Origin of the sequence: Isoptericola jiangsuensis (assembly GCF_002563715.1) — a bacterium.
GTDB classification, from domain to species: Bacteria; Actinomycetota; Actinomycetes; order Actinomycetales; family Cellulomonadaceae; genus Isoptericola; species Isoptericola jiangsuensis.
The window spans coordinates 1,511,327-1,526,667 of sequence record NZ_PDJJ01000001.1 but is presented as its reverse complement, the minus strand read 5'-3'; the positions used below and the strand labels follow the sequence as shown (position 1 = coordinate 1,526,667).

The window sequence follows — 15,341 nt, the reverse complement described above, 5'->3', positions numbered from 1 at the left end:
CTCATGACCGAAAAACTTTGGATTACCGGAGATCAGGATACTGATCAATTACTCTCGGACGACTTCTTTGCACTCTTGATCGGCATGCTGCTGGACCAGCAGTACCCGATGGAGCACGCGTTCGCGGGCCCGCGCAAGATCCGTGACCGGGTGGGGAGCCTGGACCCGCAGGTGATCGCGGACGCCGACCCGGACGAGTTCGTGACGATGGCGACGACGCCGCCGGCGATCCACCGCTACGGCCGGTCGATGGCGGGTCGCGTGCAGGCGGTCGCGCGCGCCGTGGTCGACGACTACGACGGTGACGTGACGCGCATCTGGACGGACCCGGGATCGTCCGGCGGGGCGCCGTCGGGCGCCGAGGTGCTGGGGCGCCTCCACGCGCTGCCGGGGTTCGGCGCGCAGAAGGCGCAGATCTTCCTGGCGCTGCTGGGCAAGCAGCGCGGGGTGGAGCCGGCCGGCTGGCGCGAGGCCGCGGGCCACTACGGCGACGAGGGGTCGCGCCGGTCCATCGCGGACGTCACCAGCGCGGAGTCCCTCCAGGAGGTCCGGGCGTTCAAGAAGGCCGCCAAGGCCGCCGCGAAGGCCGACCGGTGAGCGGCGGGCGGGCCGACGCCGCGACCGAGCGTCCCGAGCACGCGCGCGGCGGGACGTACACGGTCGAGGGCCAGGAGTACGTGCGCGACCAGCGGTACATCACGACGCGCATCACCGCGGACGGCGAGGACGGGTACCCGGTGGAGGCGGGGCGGTACCGGCTGGTCGCGGCGCGCGCCTGCCCGTGGGCGAACCGCGCGATCATCGTGCGCCGGCTCCTCGGCCTGGAGGACGCGATCAGCTTGGGCCTCGCGGGACCGACGCACGACGAGCGCAGCTGGACGTTCGACCTCGACCCGGGCGGCAAGGACCCGGTGCTGGGGATGGAACGGATCCAGGAGGCGTACTTCCGCCGCGACCCCGACTACCCGCGCGGCATCACCGTGCCCGCGATCGTCGACACGCGCGACGGCGCGGTCGTCACGAACGACTTCGCGCAGATGACGCTCGACCTGTCGACGCAGTGGACGGAGCACCAGCGCCCCGGCGCGCCCCGGCTGCTCCCCGCGGACCCCGACGAGCGGGCCGAGATGGACGCCGTCATGCGGCGCGTCTTCACCGAGGTCAACAACGGCGTGTACCGGTGCGGGTTCGCCGGGTCGCAGGAGGCGTACGACGCCGCCTACGTCCGGCTCTTCGACGCCCTCGACCGGCTGGAGGACCGTCTCGCGGACCGCCGGTTCCTCATGGGGTCGTCGATCACCGAGGCCGACGTGCGACTGTTCACCACCCTGGTGCGGTTCGACGCCGTCTACCACGGGCACTTCAAGTGCAACCGGAACAAGCTCACCGAGATGCCGGTGCTGTGGGCGTACGCCCGTGACCTGTTCCAGCTCCCCGGGTTCGGCGACACCGTCGACTTCGCGCAGATCAAGGAGCACTACTACGTGGTGCACCGCGACATCAACCCCACCGGGATCGTGCCGGCCGGGCCGGACCTGTCCGGCTGGACGACGCCGCACGGCCGTGAGGCGCTCGGCGACGACCCGTGGGGTGGCGGCACCCCGCCCGGCCCGGTGCGCGGCGGCGAGCGGGTCACGGCGGACCACACCCCGCTGCGCCCGTGATCGAGCTCGTCACGGGCACCGGCCTCGCCCTGGCCGCCGGGCTCAACGCCTGGATCCCGCTGCTCGCGCTCGGCCTGCTGTCCCGGTACACCGACCTCCTCACCCTGCCCGGCGGGTGGTCGTGGCTGGAGAACGGGTGGGTGCTCGTCGTCCTGGGCGTGCTGCTCCTGCTCGAGGTCGTGGGCGACAAGGTGCCCGTCGTCGACACCGTCAACGACGTCGTCCAGACCGTCGTGCGCCCCGGGGCGGGCGGCATCGCGTTCGGTGCGGGGGCGACGGCACAGACCGCCCGCGTGCAGGACCCGGGCGCGTTCGTCGAGTCGGGCGCGTGGGTGCCGGTCCTGCTCGGGATCCTGCTCGCGCTCGGCGTGCACCTGGCGAAGGCCGCCGTGCGGGCGACGGCGAACGCCGCCACCGGCGGGCTCGCGGCGCCGCTGCTGTCGACCGCCGAGGACGGGGCGTCCGTCGGGCTGTCCCTCGCCGCGATCCTCGTCCCGCTGCTCGTCGTGCCGCTGCTCGTCGGGCTCGGGATCGTCGTGTGGCGCGCCGTCCGCCGGCGGCGACGACCCCGGCGTGACCACGACGCCCTCGACGACGTGGCCGCCTCACCACCGGGCCTCCCGCCGACCGTGCCGCCGACCGGACCTCCCGGCCGTTAGGCTCGGGCCCCATGGACGCCCTGCTGCCCCTCGGACCCGCCCCGCGCCCCACGACGGACGACGACCTCGCCGCACGCCTGCGTGCCTCGCTCGCCGCCCTCGCGGGCAGCCGGGTGCAGGGACTCGACGGCGCCACCGTCACGCCGGTGCTCGACGGCGCCGACCTCACCTCCCTCGACGTCGACCTCACCGGTGTCGCCGTCGGGCTGCCGACCGGGCAGCAGTCGCCCCCCGCGCACTGGCGGCCCGCCGTCGAGACCCGTGAGCCGGGCACGCTGCGCACCCTGCGCATCGACGCGCACCCCCTCACCGCGGTCGACCTGCCCGTCGACGTCACCGCCGAGCTCGCCGGCCTCACCTTCGCCTGGGTGACGGGCGACGACGCGCAGGCCGGGGTCGAGCTCGTCGAACCCACCGCCGACACCCCCGTGACCGGCTCCGCCCGCGTGGCCGTGTCCCGCGCCGGCCTCGCCGGCGCCGTCCAGGGCATGCTCGCCGTCGCGCTGCAGTCCAACGGCATCCAGCTCACGTCGTTCGACCTCGACGTCACCCAGGAGGGTCCGCGCGGCGCCGCACTCAAGGCGTCCGCCGGCATCCGCAAGGGCATGTTCCTGTCCGCGACCATCACCGCCACCGCCTCGGCGGCCGTCGACGACGCCATGGTCCTCACCGTCGGGGACGTCCACCTGCACAGCGGCAACCCGCTCGTGGCCGCGATGCTCGGCGCGTTCCGCGGCAAGATCGAGGCCGCCACCGGGCAGCGTGTCGACCTCGCGGCGTCCCTCCCGCCGGGGGTGCACCTGCGCGACGTCTCCCTCGACGTCGGTGACGACGTCGTCCTCACCGCCCACCTGGGCTGACCCGCCCCGCGCCCCGGCGCGTCGGCGCGGGACCCTGCGCTGAGTCGCGTGCGCGGTCAGGACCCCGGGGTCAGGACGCCGTGGCGGTCCAGGCGGCGACCTCGCGGGTGGCGAACGCGGCGAAGTCGCGGGGCTCACGGCCGAGCACCGCGCGGACGCCGTCGGTGACGTGGGAGCCGCGACCGTCGAGCACCTCGGTGAACAGGTAGCGCAGGAGGGCGACGAGGTCGTCGGGGATCCCGGCCGCGGCCAGGCCGGCCGTGAACCCGTCGGCCGTGATCGGGACGTGCTGCACGGGTCGGCCCGATGCGGCGGCGATGGCGTCGGCGGCCTCGGCGAAGGTGAGGGCGCGGGGTCCGGTGAGCTCGTGGACCCGTCCCGCGTGGCCGTCCTGCGTGAGGGCGGCGACGGCGACGTCGGCGACGTCCTCGAGGTCGACGAACGGTTCGCGCACGTCGGCCACGGGCAGGGCGAGGACACCGTCGAGCACGGGGTCGAGGAAGAAGCTCTCGGAGAAGTTCTGGGCGAAGAACGCGCACCGCAGGACGGTGCGGTCGGGGAAGACGGCGGCGACGGTGGCCTCGGCACGCTGCGCCTCCGTCTCGCCGCGGCCGGTGAGGAGCACCAGCCGACGCACGCCGAGGTCGTGGGCGGCGCGCGCGAGCCGGGTCACGGTCTCGGGCGCGCCGGGCACCGCGAGGTCGGGGGCGTAGGCCACGTAGACCGCGGCGGCGCCGTCGAGCAGCGGCGCCCAGGTGGACTCGTCGGCCCAGTCGAAGCGGGGGCTGCCCGTGCGGGACCCGCGACGCACCTCGAGGCCGAGGGCGTCCAGCCGGTCGGCGACGCGGCGGCCCGTCTTGCCGGTGGCGCCGAGGACGACGACCGGACCGGCGTCGGGCAGGTGCTGGGGTGCGGGACGGGTGGCGGGCTGCGTGGTCATGGTGACCTCCGTGGTGGGGCGGACGTGCTGACGTGTCCGATTCCACCCGCACCTGACGAGACGATCCATCGCCGCGACGCTCGGGCGCATACGCGATCGTCTCGCCGGGCCGGTTCCGGGCCTACGCTGGGTCGCATGGACGTCGTCGCCGGGCTGCTCGACGGGCCGCGCGCCCGTGGGGCGTTCCTCCTGCGCAGCCACCTCTCCGCGCCGTGGGGCATGCGGATCGAGGACGAGTCGCCGTTGACGATCGTCCCGGTGCTGCGCGGGTCCGGCTGGGTCGGGTCACCGGGACCGGACGGGGACGAGGGCGTGCACCTGGCGGCCGGGGACGTGGTGCTGCTGCGCGGCCCGCAGCACTACCTGGTGGCGGACTCCCCCACGACGCCATCGACCGTCGTGGTCGGCCCGAACCCGGAGGACTGCCGGGCGGTCGACGGCGGGCCGTCCCCCATGACGACCTTCGGGGTGCGCAGCTGGGGCAACGACCCGGACGGCGACACCGTGTTCATCATGGGCACCTACCCGCTGGACGGCGCCGTCGGTCGCCGCATCCTGCGGGTCCTGCCGCACCGGGTGGTGCTGCGGCCCGGCGAGGTCGACCCGACGCTGGTCGACCTGCTGGCCCGCGAGGTCGTGCAGGACCTCCCGGGCCAGGAGGCGGTGCTCGACCGGCTGCTCGACCTGCTGCTCATCACGTGCCTGCGCACCTGGCTGGACCGCCCGGACGCCCCGGGCTGGTACCGCGCCGACGCCGACCCCGGGGTCGGGCAGGCGCTGCGGCTCATCCACCACGACCCCGCCCGCGCGTGGACGGTGGAGGGCCTGGCCCGGGAGGTGGGGCTGTCCCGGGCGGCGTTCGCCCGGCGGTTCACCGGACTGGTCGGCGAGTCGCCGATGGCGTACCTGACGGGTTGGCGCCTGGACCTCGCGGCCGACCTGCTGCTCGCCGACGACGACGCGACGCTGACGTCGGTGGCGCGGGCCGTCGGGTACGCCACCCCGTTCGCGCTGTCCGCGGCGTTCAAGCGGGTGCGCGGCGTGAGCCCGGCCGAGCACCGCCGCCGGGCGGCCTGAGCCGAACCCGGGGTCGGTCCGGGGTCACTGCACCTCGGCGCGCACCCACGACTGGTAGCCCGAGCCGGCCGCCTTGACGAGCGTGCGCAGCACCTCGGGCACGTCGTACGGATGGCGCACCACGATCCACTCCTCGAGGTCGGGCGCCCGCCCGGCGGTGGTCTTGAAGGTGACCCGCACCTCCGTGGTGGTGACGACCGCGCCCTCCCACCAGTAGGTGCTGGTGATGGGGGCGTCGACCTGGGCGCAGGCCGCGAGCCGCTTGCCGACCGCCTCGGAGGCGAGCTCCTGCGCGACCTCGACGGAGTCGACCGTCGTGGCGACGAGGGCGAGCGGCTCGCGGGCGTTCGGCAGGTCGATGGCCATGCCTGCCAGCGTCCCAGCAGGACCGGCCGCGTGCCAACGGTCGGTGTGAAGGTGTCCTGCCGACGTCGTGGACGTGGCGGGCCGACCTGCGACGCCGGCGTCCCACCGGCGTCCGCACCGCCCGGGCACTGCGGCCCGGGCGGCGCCGGTGTCACAGGGTGACGGTGGTCCCGACGAGGACGAGCTCGGCGGTGTGCGAACCGGCCACGCCGACGTCGGCGGGCCGCTCGACGAACCCGGGCAGGGTCTCCAGCCCGCCGCCCGCGGCGACGAGCCGCAGCACGACGTCCTGCCCGGCGGCCACGGTGAGCGTCATCTCGAACCCGTCGGCGTCCGGCGCGTAGAACCGGGTGTCGAGGTGCCCGCCCGCGTCGACGGGGACGTCGCGCCCGGCGACCTCGGCCGCGCGCACGACGCCGGCGTCGGTCGCGGCACCGCTGACGTCGACGTAGCGCAGGGCGCCGGCGGTGCCGATCTCGCCGTCCCCGGGGCGCACCCGCAGGGTGAGGGAGCGCTCGTCGCCCGTGGTGACGTCGTCGACGACCTCGACGGTGGGCGCGGGCAGGTCCGCGACCCGCGCGGGCCCCGCCCAGACCTCGTCGTGCAGCGGCGGGAACCGGACCGACAGGGGCGCGGTGCCGTCCACGTACTGCGCGGTCCAGTCGCCCGGCGTGACCTCGTCGGACACCCACCAGGCGTCCCCGGTGTCGGCGTCGAGGGCGTAGCCGAGAGCGGTGGGCCGGGGGGTCTCGGCGTCGAACGAGTCGACGACGAACCCGACCGCGAGCGCCCCCACGGCGACGGCGCCGCACGCGGCGACGGTCCAGCGGCCGGGGCGACCGGTCGGCAGCACGACGGCCAGGACGGGCACGAGAGCCAGCCCCAGGAGCGCGGCGACGACGGCGGGTGCCGCACCGGTGGCGAGGCCGAGCGCCGGGAAGAACAGGAGCACGACGGGCGCGAGGACGACGACGCCCACGGCCGCGCCGAGGGTGACGGCGACCCGGCGGCCGGTCGCGCCACGGCCCAGGGCGACGATCCCGGCCACGGCACCGGCGAGCGCCGGCAGCGCCGCGAGGTACGACCCGCCCGGGGTGACGGCGGCCAGGACGACGCCGAGCAGCGCGAGCCAGCCGAGCGCGCCGACCGCGAGCGCCGGGGAGCCGAGCCACCGGCGCAGGCCGACGAACCAGCCGGTGACGACCAGCGCGACGATCCCGAGGAGCGCGACGCGGAAGCCCCACGGCTGCCAGGGGTCGATGAGCTCGGCGTACCCGGGACGCACGGCGACCAGCAGCGCCCACAGGCCCATGGCACCCAGGACGGCGCCGACGATCGGCAGGATCCCGGCGGCGAGCCCGAGCGCGAGGCGGCCCGGCCCGGCGAGCCGCTCGCCGTCGTCGCGACGCCGACGGCCCACGACGACCGCGAGCGCGGCCACGGCGAGGACGCCCGCGAGCGCGAGGGGCCAGACCAGCCAGCCGGGGTAGGCGGCGAGCAGTCGGCCGGGCAGCGGGAAGTAGGTGGCGTCGCCCCCGGAGGGCGTGGCGAGCGCGGCGAGGTCGGCGTCGCCGAGGGTGCGGGTGAGGGCGAGGGCGTTGGAGCCGTGGTGCTGCAGGCTGGCGAGCGACATGCGCTCGGGGGTGTCCTGCGGCGAGTGGTAGGCGGCGGACCCGTCGATGTAGGCGGTGTTGAGGCCGGTGAAGCGACCGTCGGCGTCGTCGAGGAACGGCGAGAAGTCGGTGTCGTTCGGCAGGATGCGGTAGACCTCGACGGCGAGCGAGCTGCCCACGGGGTAGGGCACGTCGGCGTAGGCGTCCACGAGCCCGGCGTTGCCGTCGGACGTCTCGAACATGATGGCGGGCCCGGCGGTGCCGCGGGCCTCGAAGTTGAGGGCGACGCCCCCGTCGGCGGCACGCGGGTCGGCGTGGACGAACGCCTCGGCGCCGCACAGGCACGCCTCTTCGGCGTCGGTGAGGACGACGACGACGTCGTTGCGCAGCGCGGGCCCGTCACCCAGGGCGCGGACGGTCTCCAGGATGGTGGCGAGCCCGGCGCCGTCGTCGTTGCCGCCGTAGGAGACCTCGGCGGAGTCGTAGTGCGCGACGAGGAAGAGGGGCACGGAGGGATCGGTGCCGGGCAGGGTCGCGACGACGTTGCGCGTCGCGGCGACGCGGCTCTGCCCGCCGAGCCCGTCGTCCATGCCGACGCCGTCCACGACCTCGGGGTCGAGGCCGAGGTCGACCAGGCGCTGGACGAGCAGCTCGCGCACGGCGTCGTTCGCGGGGGTGCCGTGGGGGTGGACGTCGGTGCCGACGGCCTCGACGACCTCGAACGCGCGGGTGGCGGAGAACTCGTCGGCGGGGGTGTCGGCGCCGCGGGGTGCGGGCGGCAGCACGGTCCAGACGGACGCGGCGCCGAGCAGCAGGAGGAACAGGAGGCACGCGAGCGTCGTCGCCCTCGTCCGGGTCGTGGTCACGGCGCGCACCGTACGCCCGCCGACCCGTCGTGGCCCAATCGTGACCGGCCCGGGTCGTCGTGCCATCATCGCCGCATGACTGACGCACGTACTCATGCCGGCTCGATCGTCGTCCCCGCCCCCGCCGCGGAGGTCTACCGGGTGGTCAGCGACGTCACCCGCACCGGCGAGTGGTCGCCGGTGTGCGTCGCGTGCCGGTGGGACGAGGGGGACGCCCCGGCGCCCGGCGAGGGGCCGCGGGTGGGCGCGCAGTTCACCGGCCGGAACGAGACCGCGGAGCGCACCTGGGAGACGCGGTGCACGGTGGTGGCCGCCGAACCCGGCCGCCGGTTCGCGTGGGAGGTGGGCGACGGGCTGGTGCGCTGGGGCTACGACCTCGCCCCCGGGCCCTACGAGGGCTCGACGACGCTCACGGAGTGGTGGGAGTTCACGCCGCAGGGCCTGGCGACGTTCGCGGAGCGCTACGGCGACGACGCGCCCGTGCAGATCGAGCAGCGCACCCGCATGGCGCACGACGGCATCCCGGCGACCCTCGCCGCGATCCGCGACGTCGTCGCGCGCTGACCGGCCACCGAGCGGCACGGACCCGGCCCCGCCGGGGCGGCACAGTGGCGCAGGCCACGCCCGCCCGACGGGGCGCGGGCGACGCTTCGCGGAGTAGAATGTGCCCGGCCCCACCAGGCGCGCGGCACCAGGCCGTCGCCCGACCACGAAGGAGGTTCCGCGCATGACTCGCAGCGAACCTCCCAGTAGTCCGAGCCGCGACTGACCCGGTTCCACACCGCCGCCCCGTCAGGGCGGTGACGCCGCCGTTCCCCGAGCGCCCCCGTCGGCACCGACAGTCGCGGATACCAGCACGCAGACCACCGATCCTGCACGCCTGGGAGTCCTCATGGCCTTCAGCTCCAACCGTTCGGTCCGTACCCGTCAGATGCTCGGCGCGCTGCGCCCGCGGCGTCCCGGGGTGAACTACCCCGCGGCGGACCCGACGACACCCACCCCGCTGCGTCCCCGCTCCGCCATCGTCGCGGCGGCCGTCTACGACGACGAGGGGCACCGCACGGCCGGCTTCACGCGCCTGGCCGACACGTTCCGCGCGCTGCGCTCGGCGCCCGGCGGCATGGCGTGGATCGGGCTGGAGCGACCCGACGAGCACGAGCTCGCGGCCCTCGCCCGCGAGTTCGACCTGCACCCGCTCGCCGTCGAGGACGCCATCCAGGCGCACCAGCGACCCAAGATCGAGCGGTACGGCGAGACGCTGTTCGTGGTGCTGCACGCGGCGCGCTACCTGGACTCGATCGAGGAGGTCGAGTTCGCGGAGCTGCACGTGTTCATCGGGCCGGACTTCGTGGTGACGGTCCGCCACGGCGACTCCCCCGACCTGGCCGCGGTCCGGGCCCGCCTGGAGTCGACGCCGCAGATGCTGGCGCGCGGCCCCGAGGCCGTCCTCTACGCGATCATGGACCGCATCGTCGACGACTACGCGCCCGTCGTGTCCGGACTGGACTACGACATCGACCAGATCGAGGGCGAGGTCTTCTCCGGCGACGCGCACGTGTCGCGGCGCATCTACGAGCTGTCCCGCGAGGTCGTGGACTTCCAGCGGGCCGTGCGTCCCCTGCAGAGCGTGTGCCAGTCGCTGGCTAAGGGCGCCGAGAAGTACCGGGTCGACGACGAGATGCAGGCGTACCTGCGCGACGTCGCGGACCACCTCATCGAGGTCGCCGAGTCCGTGGAGACGTTCCGCGCCGCGCTGCGCGACATCCTCACCGTGAACGCGACCCTGGTGGCGCAGCGGCAGAACGAGGAGATGACGCACCTGACGGAGGTGTCGATCAAGCAGGGCGACGAGGTCAAGCGGATCTCCGGCTGGGCGGCCATCCTCTTCGCCCCGACCCTCGTGGGCGCGATCTACGGCATGAACTTCGACTCGATGCCGGAGCTGCACTGGGCGTTCGGCTACCCGTTCGCCCTGCTGCTGATGCTCGCCGTCAGCGTCGGCCTCTACGCCGTGTTCCGCTGGAAGAAGTGGATGTAGCTCAGCCGTCGAGCCAGCCGTGCCCCCGCGCGACCTGCTCGACGGCGGAGCGCACGGCCAGCACCTGACGTCCCGTCAGGTCGCCGGCCGCCGCGAGGAGCCGCTCGGTGAGCTCGACGCGCAGCTCGGCCGCGGACAGCACGTCGGCGAAGCCGTCGTGCGGGGCCTGGTCCACGTCGGGGGACGACACCGTGGACCCGCCCAGGGCCGCCTGCACGGCGTCCGCCACGGGCGAGGACACCAGGGAGGCACCGGTCGCCCGCGGCCCCCGGTCCCCCACCTCGTAGTCCACGTCGACGACCGTGCCGACCGCCATGAGGGACTTGTCGAAGTCGAGGTCGTTCACGTGGAGGAACACGTCCTCGTCGAGCCCCTCCGTCGCGACGAACGCGTACCCCTTGGCCGCGTCGTACCGCACCACGTTCCCCTGCACCCCTGCCACCGCCTCTGTCCCCGTGCCGACACCTCTTCGCAGCATAGCCCCGCGCGGCAGCGCGCCACCGTGCCGGGTCGCCGCTAGGGTCGCCCCGTGACGACCACGGTGCCCGCGAGCCAGGACGCTCCCGCCACGACCGCCCCGACGCCCGGCCCCGGGGCCGCACCGGCCGGGCTGGGTCCGACGCTGCGGACGCTGCTCGGGCTCGCGGCGGCCGTCGTGGTGCTGGGCGGGATGCACGTGGCCGGCGAGGTGCTGGCGCCGCTGCTGCTCGCCGCGGTCATCGTCATCATCTGCCACCCCGTGCGGTTCCCGCTCCAGGCCCGCGGCTGGCCGAGCTGGCTCGCGACGACCGCCGTCGTCGTGCTGACCTACCTCATCCTCGCGGCGCTCCTCGCGATGGGCGTCTGGGCGGGCTTCCGGTTCGCGGCGCTCGTGCGGGAGTTCCTGCCGCAGCTCGGCGGCGTCGTGGAGGACCTCCAGGCGCAGCTCGCCGCGGCCGGGCTCGACACGCAGGTCGCCGACGCCGTCACCACCTGGCTCCAGCCGTCCAACATCGTCTCGGTCGCGGGCACCGTCAGCGGGACGGCGCTCGGCATCGGCACCGCCTTCTTCTTCGTGCTGGCCTACGCCGTGTTCATGGCGGCCGACGGTTCCCGGTACGCCACCGCGCGCCCCCGGTTCGGGCGCACCCGCGCCGACGCCATCGACCGTGCCGAACGGTTCAGCTCCGGCGTGCGCCGCTACTACGTCGTCAACGCGAGCTTCGGCGCGGTCGTCGCGCTCGTCGACGGCGTCGCCCTGGCCCTGCTCCAGGTCCCCGGCGCCGCGATCTGGGCGATCCTCGCGTTCGTCACCAACTTCGTGCCGAACATCGGGTTCGTGCTCGGCCTCGTCCCGCCGGCCGTCATGGCGCTCGTCGTCGGCGGCTGGCAGCTCGCGCTGGGCGTCGTGGCGGTCTACTGCGTGGTCAACGTGGTGCTGCAGGTGTTCGTGCAGCCCAAGTTCGTCGCCGACGCCGTCTCGCTGTCCCTCACCCTGAGCTTCGTCTCGGTGGTGTTCTGGACGTTCGTCATCGGCCCGCTCGGCGCGATCCTGTCGATCCCGCTCACCTTGCTGGTGCGCGCGCTGGTCCTCGAGGGCGACCCGCGCAACGTCTGGCTGCGCTGGCTGTCGGGCGACGACGTCGACCCCGACGACGACCCGGGCCCGACACCGACAGGGTCGGACGACCCCGCGGTGGCCGCCGCGCGGCCCGCCGTGACGGCCCCGGCGGCCTCCGCGACGACGGGCCGCCACCTCGGGACGGCCGACGCCCCTGCCGGCGACCACGTCCCCGCGGCGGACCCGGCGCCCGCCGAGGTGTCCGCCGGGACTGCCGGCGAGTACGCCGCGGCCGTCGATCGCGGCGAGGCCCCGGCCCCGGCGCCGGCCCCGGGGGTCCCCGGCGACGATCAGCCGCTGCGCGACCCGTGGGACGACGTCGACTCGCCGGAGCCGCGGTCCGCGTCCTGACGGCGCCGGACGGCGCCGGACGGCGGGCGGCCCGCCGGCCCGGTCGACCTCAGAGCTCGTGGCGCACGAACTGCACGATCCGCGCGGCCATCGCCTCCGCGTCCCACGAGTGGCCCTCCCCGGGCACCTCCTCGACGCGGCCGCGGGTGGCCACCTCCGCGACGCGCTGCGCCGCCACCGGCATCTCCGGGAACGTGCTCGTGCCGTAGGTGGCCAGCACCGGCACCGACAGCTCGCGCAGGGCGCCCGTCTCCAGCAGCTCGGTGGCCCGCACCATCGCCTGACCGTCCGCGCGCTGGCTGCGCGAGGCCCGCGCCAGCACCTCGAACTCCGGGGCCGCCTTCATCGCCGCGAGCCACTCCGGCGGCATGTCCCGCATGTACTGCTCGGTGGCGCCCACGTAGTCCTCCGCGTCCAGGCGCCGCTCGAACTCGCCGCTCCACGCGGCGACCTCCTCCAGGCTGCCGGCGAGCGGCGCCTCCCACAGCAGCAGACCCGCCACGGGCTGCTCCACGTCCGCGGCGGCGAGCGCGATCGCACACCCCGACGAGTGCCCCACCAGCACGGCCGGGACCCCCGCCACGTCGATCACGGCCCCCAGCGCCGACACCTCGCGGTCCAGGTCCAGGACGCCGTCGGCCGGGCTGTCCCCCCGGCCCAGCCGGTCGTACACGACGGCGGTCAGCCCCTGCTCGGCCACCAGCTGCGCGGTCCGGGTCGTCAGCGGGTCCACCGCCCGGAACGGCCCGGCGCCGGCCACGAACACGACGGCCGGTCCGTCGCCGTAGCGGTCGAAGCCCACCTGGTCGCCGGCCGTGCTGGTCACGTGCTGCGTCATGCGTGCATCCCTCCCCGACCCCCGCACGTCGCAGGAGTCCACCGAGACGGTAGCCCCTGCGCCGGGTTCCGGCGACGGCAGGCGCGGGATCCGGCGCCCGGACGCGGAGGGACGGACGGTCACGCCCCGCCGAGCACCCGCCCGTCGGGATCCCCCGGACGGTGCGGCCGCAGCGCCGCGGGCGCCGGCCACGGCAGCACCTGCCGCTCCACGGGGGCGTCGACCGCCCCCAGGTCGTCCGTCTGCACGACCACCCGGTCCGGGGTGACCTCCACGATCCGCACCCGCAACGGGTCGTCGTCGGCGCGCTCCAGCACCCAGACGCCCGCGAGCCAGGACAACGAGGTCGCGTCGAGCGTCTCCTCGGCGTCGTGCCAGCCCACCGGTCCCGTCAGGTCGTGGCCCAGCAGGGACACGGCGACCCAGTCGTGCCCGGCGGGCCTGATCCACCCGACGACCTCCCGGTCGCCCGGTCGGCGGTGCTCGATCCAGTCGGTGGGCAGCATGCGCGGCACGCTACCGACCCGGCGCCCGGCGGGCCACAGGATTCCCGCGCGGTGCCGGGCGTCGGCGCTAGCCGTCCCGACCGGGTGCGGTCCCCGCCGCGGCGCGGCCGTCGGCCAGGCCGCGGGCGTACGCCTCCGCGGTGCCCTCGCGGAACAGGTCGTCCGGACCGGTCCGCACCAGCGTCCGGGCACCGGGCCCGTCGCCGTCCGGCCCCGTCCCGCCCAGCACGAACCGGCCCGCACCCCGCACGACCGCGACGGCGCGGCCCGACGTCTTGCCCCGCACGAGCTCCGAGGCGGCGGCGATCTCGTCCGCCACCGCCGTCACCGTGACGGTGAGCGGGCGACCGTGCGCGTCGAGGCCGCCCCGCAGGTCGTCCACCACCCGCAGCCCGGCCGCCCCGATCGCGACGTCCGTGACGCCGTCGCGCCACGGGCGTCCCGCCGTGTCGGTGACGACCACGGCGAGCCGCTCGAGCCCGAACCGCGCCCGCCACGCCGCCCGCAGCGCGCGCGCCGAGGCGTCCGGGTCGACGGGCAGCAGCAGCACCGTGCCCTCCGGCGTGTTGGAGGCGTCGACCCCGGCCGCCGCCATGACGAGGCCCAGCCGGTTCTCCACGATGCGCAGCGGCGGCCCGCCCGGGCGGGCCCGCGTCGCCACGACGCGCACCGTCTCGTCCGTGATGGCCTGCTCGCGGTCCGCGGCGGCGACCACCCGGCCCTCCGCCTTCGACACGATCTTGGACGTGACGACGACGACGTCCCCCTCGGCGAGGGGGACGCCCGAGCGCGCCGCGTCGGCGGCCAGCAGGTCGCCGACGAGCGCGGCGAGGTCGTCGCCGGGGCGCACCTCGCCCAGGCCCGCCGGCGCCCACAGCTCCAGGCGGGCGTCGTCGAGGGGCCCGGTGCCCGGCGGCGTCACCGGACGAGCTTCGGCAGCACCTCGCGGCCGAAGACCTCGATCCACTCCCGCTGGTTGCGGCCCACGTTGTGCAGGTAGATGCGGTCGAAGCCGAGGTCGACGTACTTCTGGATGGCGGCGCGGTGCTCGTCCGGGTCGGCCGAGATCACCATGCGGCCCTCGAAGTCCTCGGGACGGACCAGCTTGGCCATCTGCGCGAAGTCGTGCGGGGACCGGATGTCCGCCTTGGGGAACTTCATGCCGCCGTTGGGCCACTCGGTCATCGCGTTCGCGAGCGCCTCCTCGTCGGTCTCCGCCCACGACATGTGGACCTGGAGCACCTTGGGCATGCCCTCGGGGTCGCGGCCCGACTCCTTGACGCCGGCGTCGAAGCGGCCGAACAGCATCTCGATCTTCTCGAGCGGGGCGCCGACGGTGATGAGGCCGTCCGCGTGCTTGCCCGCCCGCTTGGCGGTGATCGGGCCGGCGGTGGCCACCAGGATCTCCGGGGCGACCTCCGGCATGGTCCACAGCCGCGTGGACTCCAGCTTGAAGAACTGCCCCGAGTGCTTGACGTCCTTGCCCTCCAGACCGGACGCGAAGAGCTTCTTGATGACGTCGATCGCCTCGAACATGCGGTTGATGCGCTCGGGCGCCTCGGGCCAGTAGCCCGCGGTGACGTGCTCGTTGAGCGCCTCGCCCGAGCCGAGGCCGAGCCAGTGCCGGCCCGGGTACATCGCCGCGAGGGTCGCCGACGCCTGCGCGACCACGGCCGGGTGGAACCGGAACGACGGGCACGTCACGCCGGGACCGAGGTCGCCACGGGTGCGCTCGCCGAGGGCGGTCAGGACGTTCCAGACGAACGCCGCCTCCCCCTGCTGCGGGACCCACGGCTGGAAGTGGTCCGCGGCCATCACGCCGGAGAAGCCGTGCTCCTCCGCGTAGGCGGACAGTGCGACCACGTCGGTGGGGTGGAACTGCTCGAGCATCGCGGCATAGCCGATGGTGAGGTCTGCCATGCCCCGACCTTACGCCCGGCGGACCACCTCCTCGCAGACCCTG

16 protein-coding genes are annotated in these 15,341 nt (G+C 75.1%); 8 read left to right on the top strand and 8 right to left on the bottom strand.

Annotated features, from left to right (window positions below):
- Positions 1 to 3: 3 nt before the first annotated feature.
- The 4 genes from ATJ88_RS06885 to ATJ88_RS06870 are packed head-to-tail and all read left to right on the top strand — an operon-like array spanning position 4 to position 3,183.
- Positions 4 to 597, top strand: coding sequence for an HhH-GPD-type base excision DNA repair protein (locus ATJ88_RS06885; protein ID WP_098463179.1), 594 nt, complete (start codon positions 4 to 6; stop codon positions 595 to 597).
- A complete protein-coding gene (locus tag ATJ88_RS06880; RefSeq protein ID WP_098463178.1) occupies positions 594 to 1,664 on the top strand; it encodes a glutathione S-transferase family protein in 1,071 nt (356 codons plus the stop codon). Before ATJ88_RS06885 ends, ATJ88_RS06880 begins: the two co-directional genes overlap by 4 nt.
- Positions 1,661 to 2,323: a DUF4126 domain-containing protein gene (locus ATJ88_RS06875; RefSeq protein WP_211287482.1), complete on the top strand. Its 663-nt coding sequence runs from the start codon at positions 1,661 to 1,663 to the stop codon at positions 2,321 to 2,323. The genes ATJ88_RS06880 and ATJ88_RS06875 overlap by 4 nt, the downstream gene beginning before the upstream one ends.
- An 11-nt stretch (positions 2,324 to 2,334) precedes the next feature.
- Positions 2,335 to 3,183 (top strand): hypothetical protein, encoded by an 849-nt coding sequence (locus ATJ88_RS06870; protein ID WP_098463177.1) that lies wholly within the window; start codon positions 2,335 to 2,337, stop codon positions 3,181 to 3,183.
- 70 nt (positions 3,184 to 3,253) lie between these two features.
- Here the strand turns inward: ATJ88_RS06870 and ATJ88_RS06865 are convergent, their stop codons facing one another.
- Complete coding sequence (locus ATJ88_RS06865) at positions 3,254 to 4,123, bottom strand: Rossmann-fold NAD(P)-binding domain-containing protein (protein ID WP_098463176.1); 870 nt, start codon at positions 4,121 to 4,123, stop codon at positions 3,254 to 3,256.
- Positions 4,124 to 4,258: 135 nt separating this feature from the next.
- Between ATJ88_RS06865 and ATJ88_RS19010 the strand changes: the two genes are divergently transcribed.
- Positions 4,259 to 5,200 (top strand): AraC family transcriptional regulator, encoded by a 942-nt coding sequence (locus tag ATJ88_RS19010; protein ID WP_098463175.1) that lies wholly within the window; start codon positions 4,259 to 4,261, stop codon positions 5,198 to 5,200.
- A 24-nt stretch (positions 5,201 to 5,224) separates the two neighbouring features.
- Here the strand turns inward: ATJ88_RS19010 and cutA are convergent, their stop codons facing one another.
- Both cutA and ATJ88_RS06850 read right to left on the bottom strand, forming a co-directional pair.
- Positions 5,225 to 5,566 (bottom strand): divalent-cation tolerance protein CutA, encoded by a 342-nt coding sequence (cutA, locus tag ATJ88_RS06855; RefSeq protein ID WP_098463174.1) that lies wholly within the window; start codon positions 5,564 to 5,566, stop codon positions 5,225 to 5,227.
- 151 nt (positions 5,567 to 5,717) lie between these two features.
- Positions 5,718 to 8,045 (bottom strand): M28 family peptidase, encoded by a 2,328-nt coding sequence (locus tag ATJ88_RS06850; protein ID WP_211287481.1) that lies wholly within the window; start codon positions 8,043 to 8,045, stop codon positions 5,718 to 5,720.
- Between the two features lie 75 nt (positions 8,046 to 8,120).
- Between ATJ88_RS06850 and ATJ88_RS06845 the strand changes: the two genes are divergently transcribed.
- Positions 8,121 to 8,609: an SRPBCC family protein gene (locus tag ATJ88_RS06845; RefSeq protein WP_098463173.1), complete on the top strand. Its 489-nt coding sequence runs from the start codon at positions 8,121 to 8,123 to the stop codon at positions 8,607 to 8,609.
- A gap of 328 nt (positions 8,610 to 8,937) precedes the next feature.
- Positions 8,938 to 10,083 (top strand): magnesium/cobalt transporter CorA, encoded by a 1,146-nt coding sequence (gene corA / locus ATJ88_RS06840; RefSeq protein ID WP_211287480.1) that lies wholly within the window; start codon positions 8,938 to 8,940, stop codon positions 10,081 to 10,083.
- Between the two features lies 1 nt (position 10,084).
- On the opposite strand, the gene ATJ88_RS06835 is transcribed toward corA, so the two are convergent.
- Positions 10,085 to 10,525: a cold-shock protein gene (locus ATJ88_RS06835; protein ID WP_211287479.1), complete on the bottom strand. Its 441-nt coding sequence runs from the start codon at positions 10,523 to 10,525 to the stop codon at positions 10,085 to 10,087.
- 87 nt (positions 10,526 to 10,612) lie between these two features.
- Between ATJ88_RS06835 and ATJ88_RS06830 the strand changes: the two genes are divergently transcribed.
- Positions 10,613 to 12,034 (top strand): AI-2E family transporter, encoded by a 1,422-nt coding sequence (locus ATJ88_RS06830; RefSeq protein WP_245852198.1) that lies wholly within the window; start codon positions 10,613 to 10,615, stop codon positions 12,032 to 12,034.
- Between the two features lie 49 nt (positions 12,035 to 12,083).
- On the opposite strand, the gene ATJ88_RS06825 is transcribed toward ATJ88_RS06830, so the two are convergent.
- The 4 genes from ATJ88_RS06825 to ATJ88_RS06810 all read right to left on the bottom strand — a co-directional run bounded on the left by ATJ88_RS06825 (position 12,084) and on the right by ATJ88_RS06810 (position 15,298).
- Positions 12,084 to 12,872, bottom strand: coding sequence for an alpha/beta fold hydrolase (locus ATJ88_RS06825; RefSeq protein WP_098463171.1), 789 nt, complete (start codon positions 12,870 to 12,872; stop codon positions 12,084 to 12,086).
- 119 nt (positions 12,873 to 12,991) lie between these two features.
- Positions 12,992 to 13,378 (bottom strand): hypothetical protein, encoded by a 387-nt coding sequence (locus tag ATJ88_RS06820; RefSeq protein ID WP_098463170.1) that lies wholly within the window; start codon positions 13,376 to 13,378, stop codon positions 12,992 to 12,994.
- Positions 13,379 to 13,445: 67 nt separating this feature from the next.
- Positions 13,446 to 14,300 carry a coenzyme F420-0:L-glutamate ligase gene (cofE, locus tag ATJ88_RS06815; RefSeq protein ID WP_098463169.1) on the bottom strand — a complete coding sequence of 285 codons (855 nt, stop codon included), beginning with the start codon at positions 14,298 to 14,300 and terminating at the stop codon, positions 13,446 to 13,448.
- Entirely contained in the window at positions 14,297 to 15,298 is a 1,002-nt protein-coding gene (locus ATJ88_RS06810; RefSeq protein WP_098463168.1) for a TIGR03557 family F420-dependent LLM class oxidoreductase, read from the bottom strand. The genes cofE and ATJ88_RS06810 overlap by 4 nt, the downstream gene beginning before the upstream one ends.
- Positions 15,299 to 15,341: the final 43 nt, after the last annotated feature.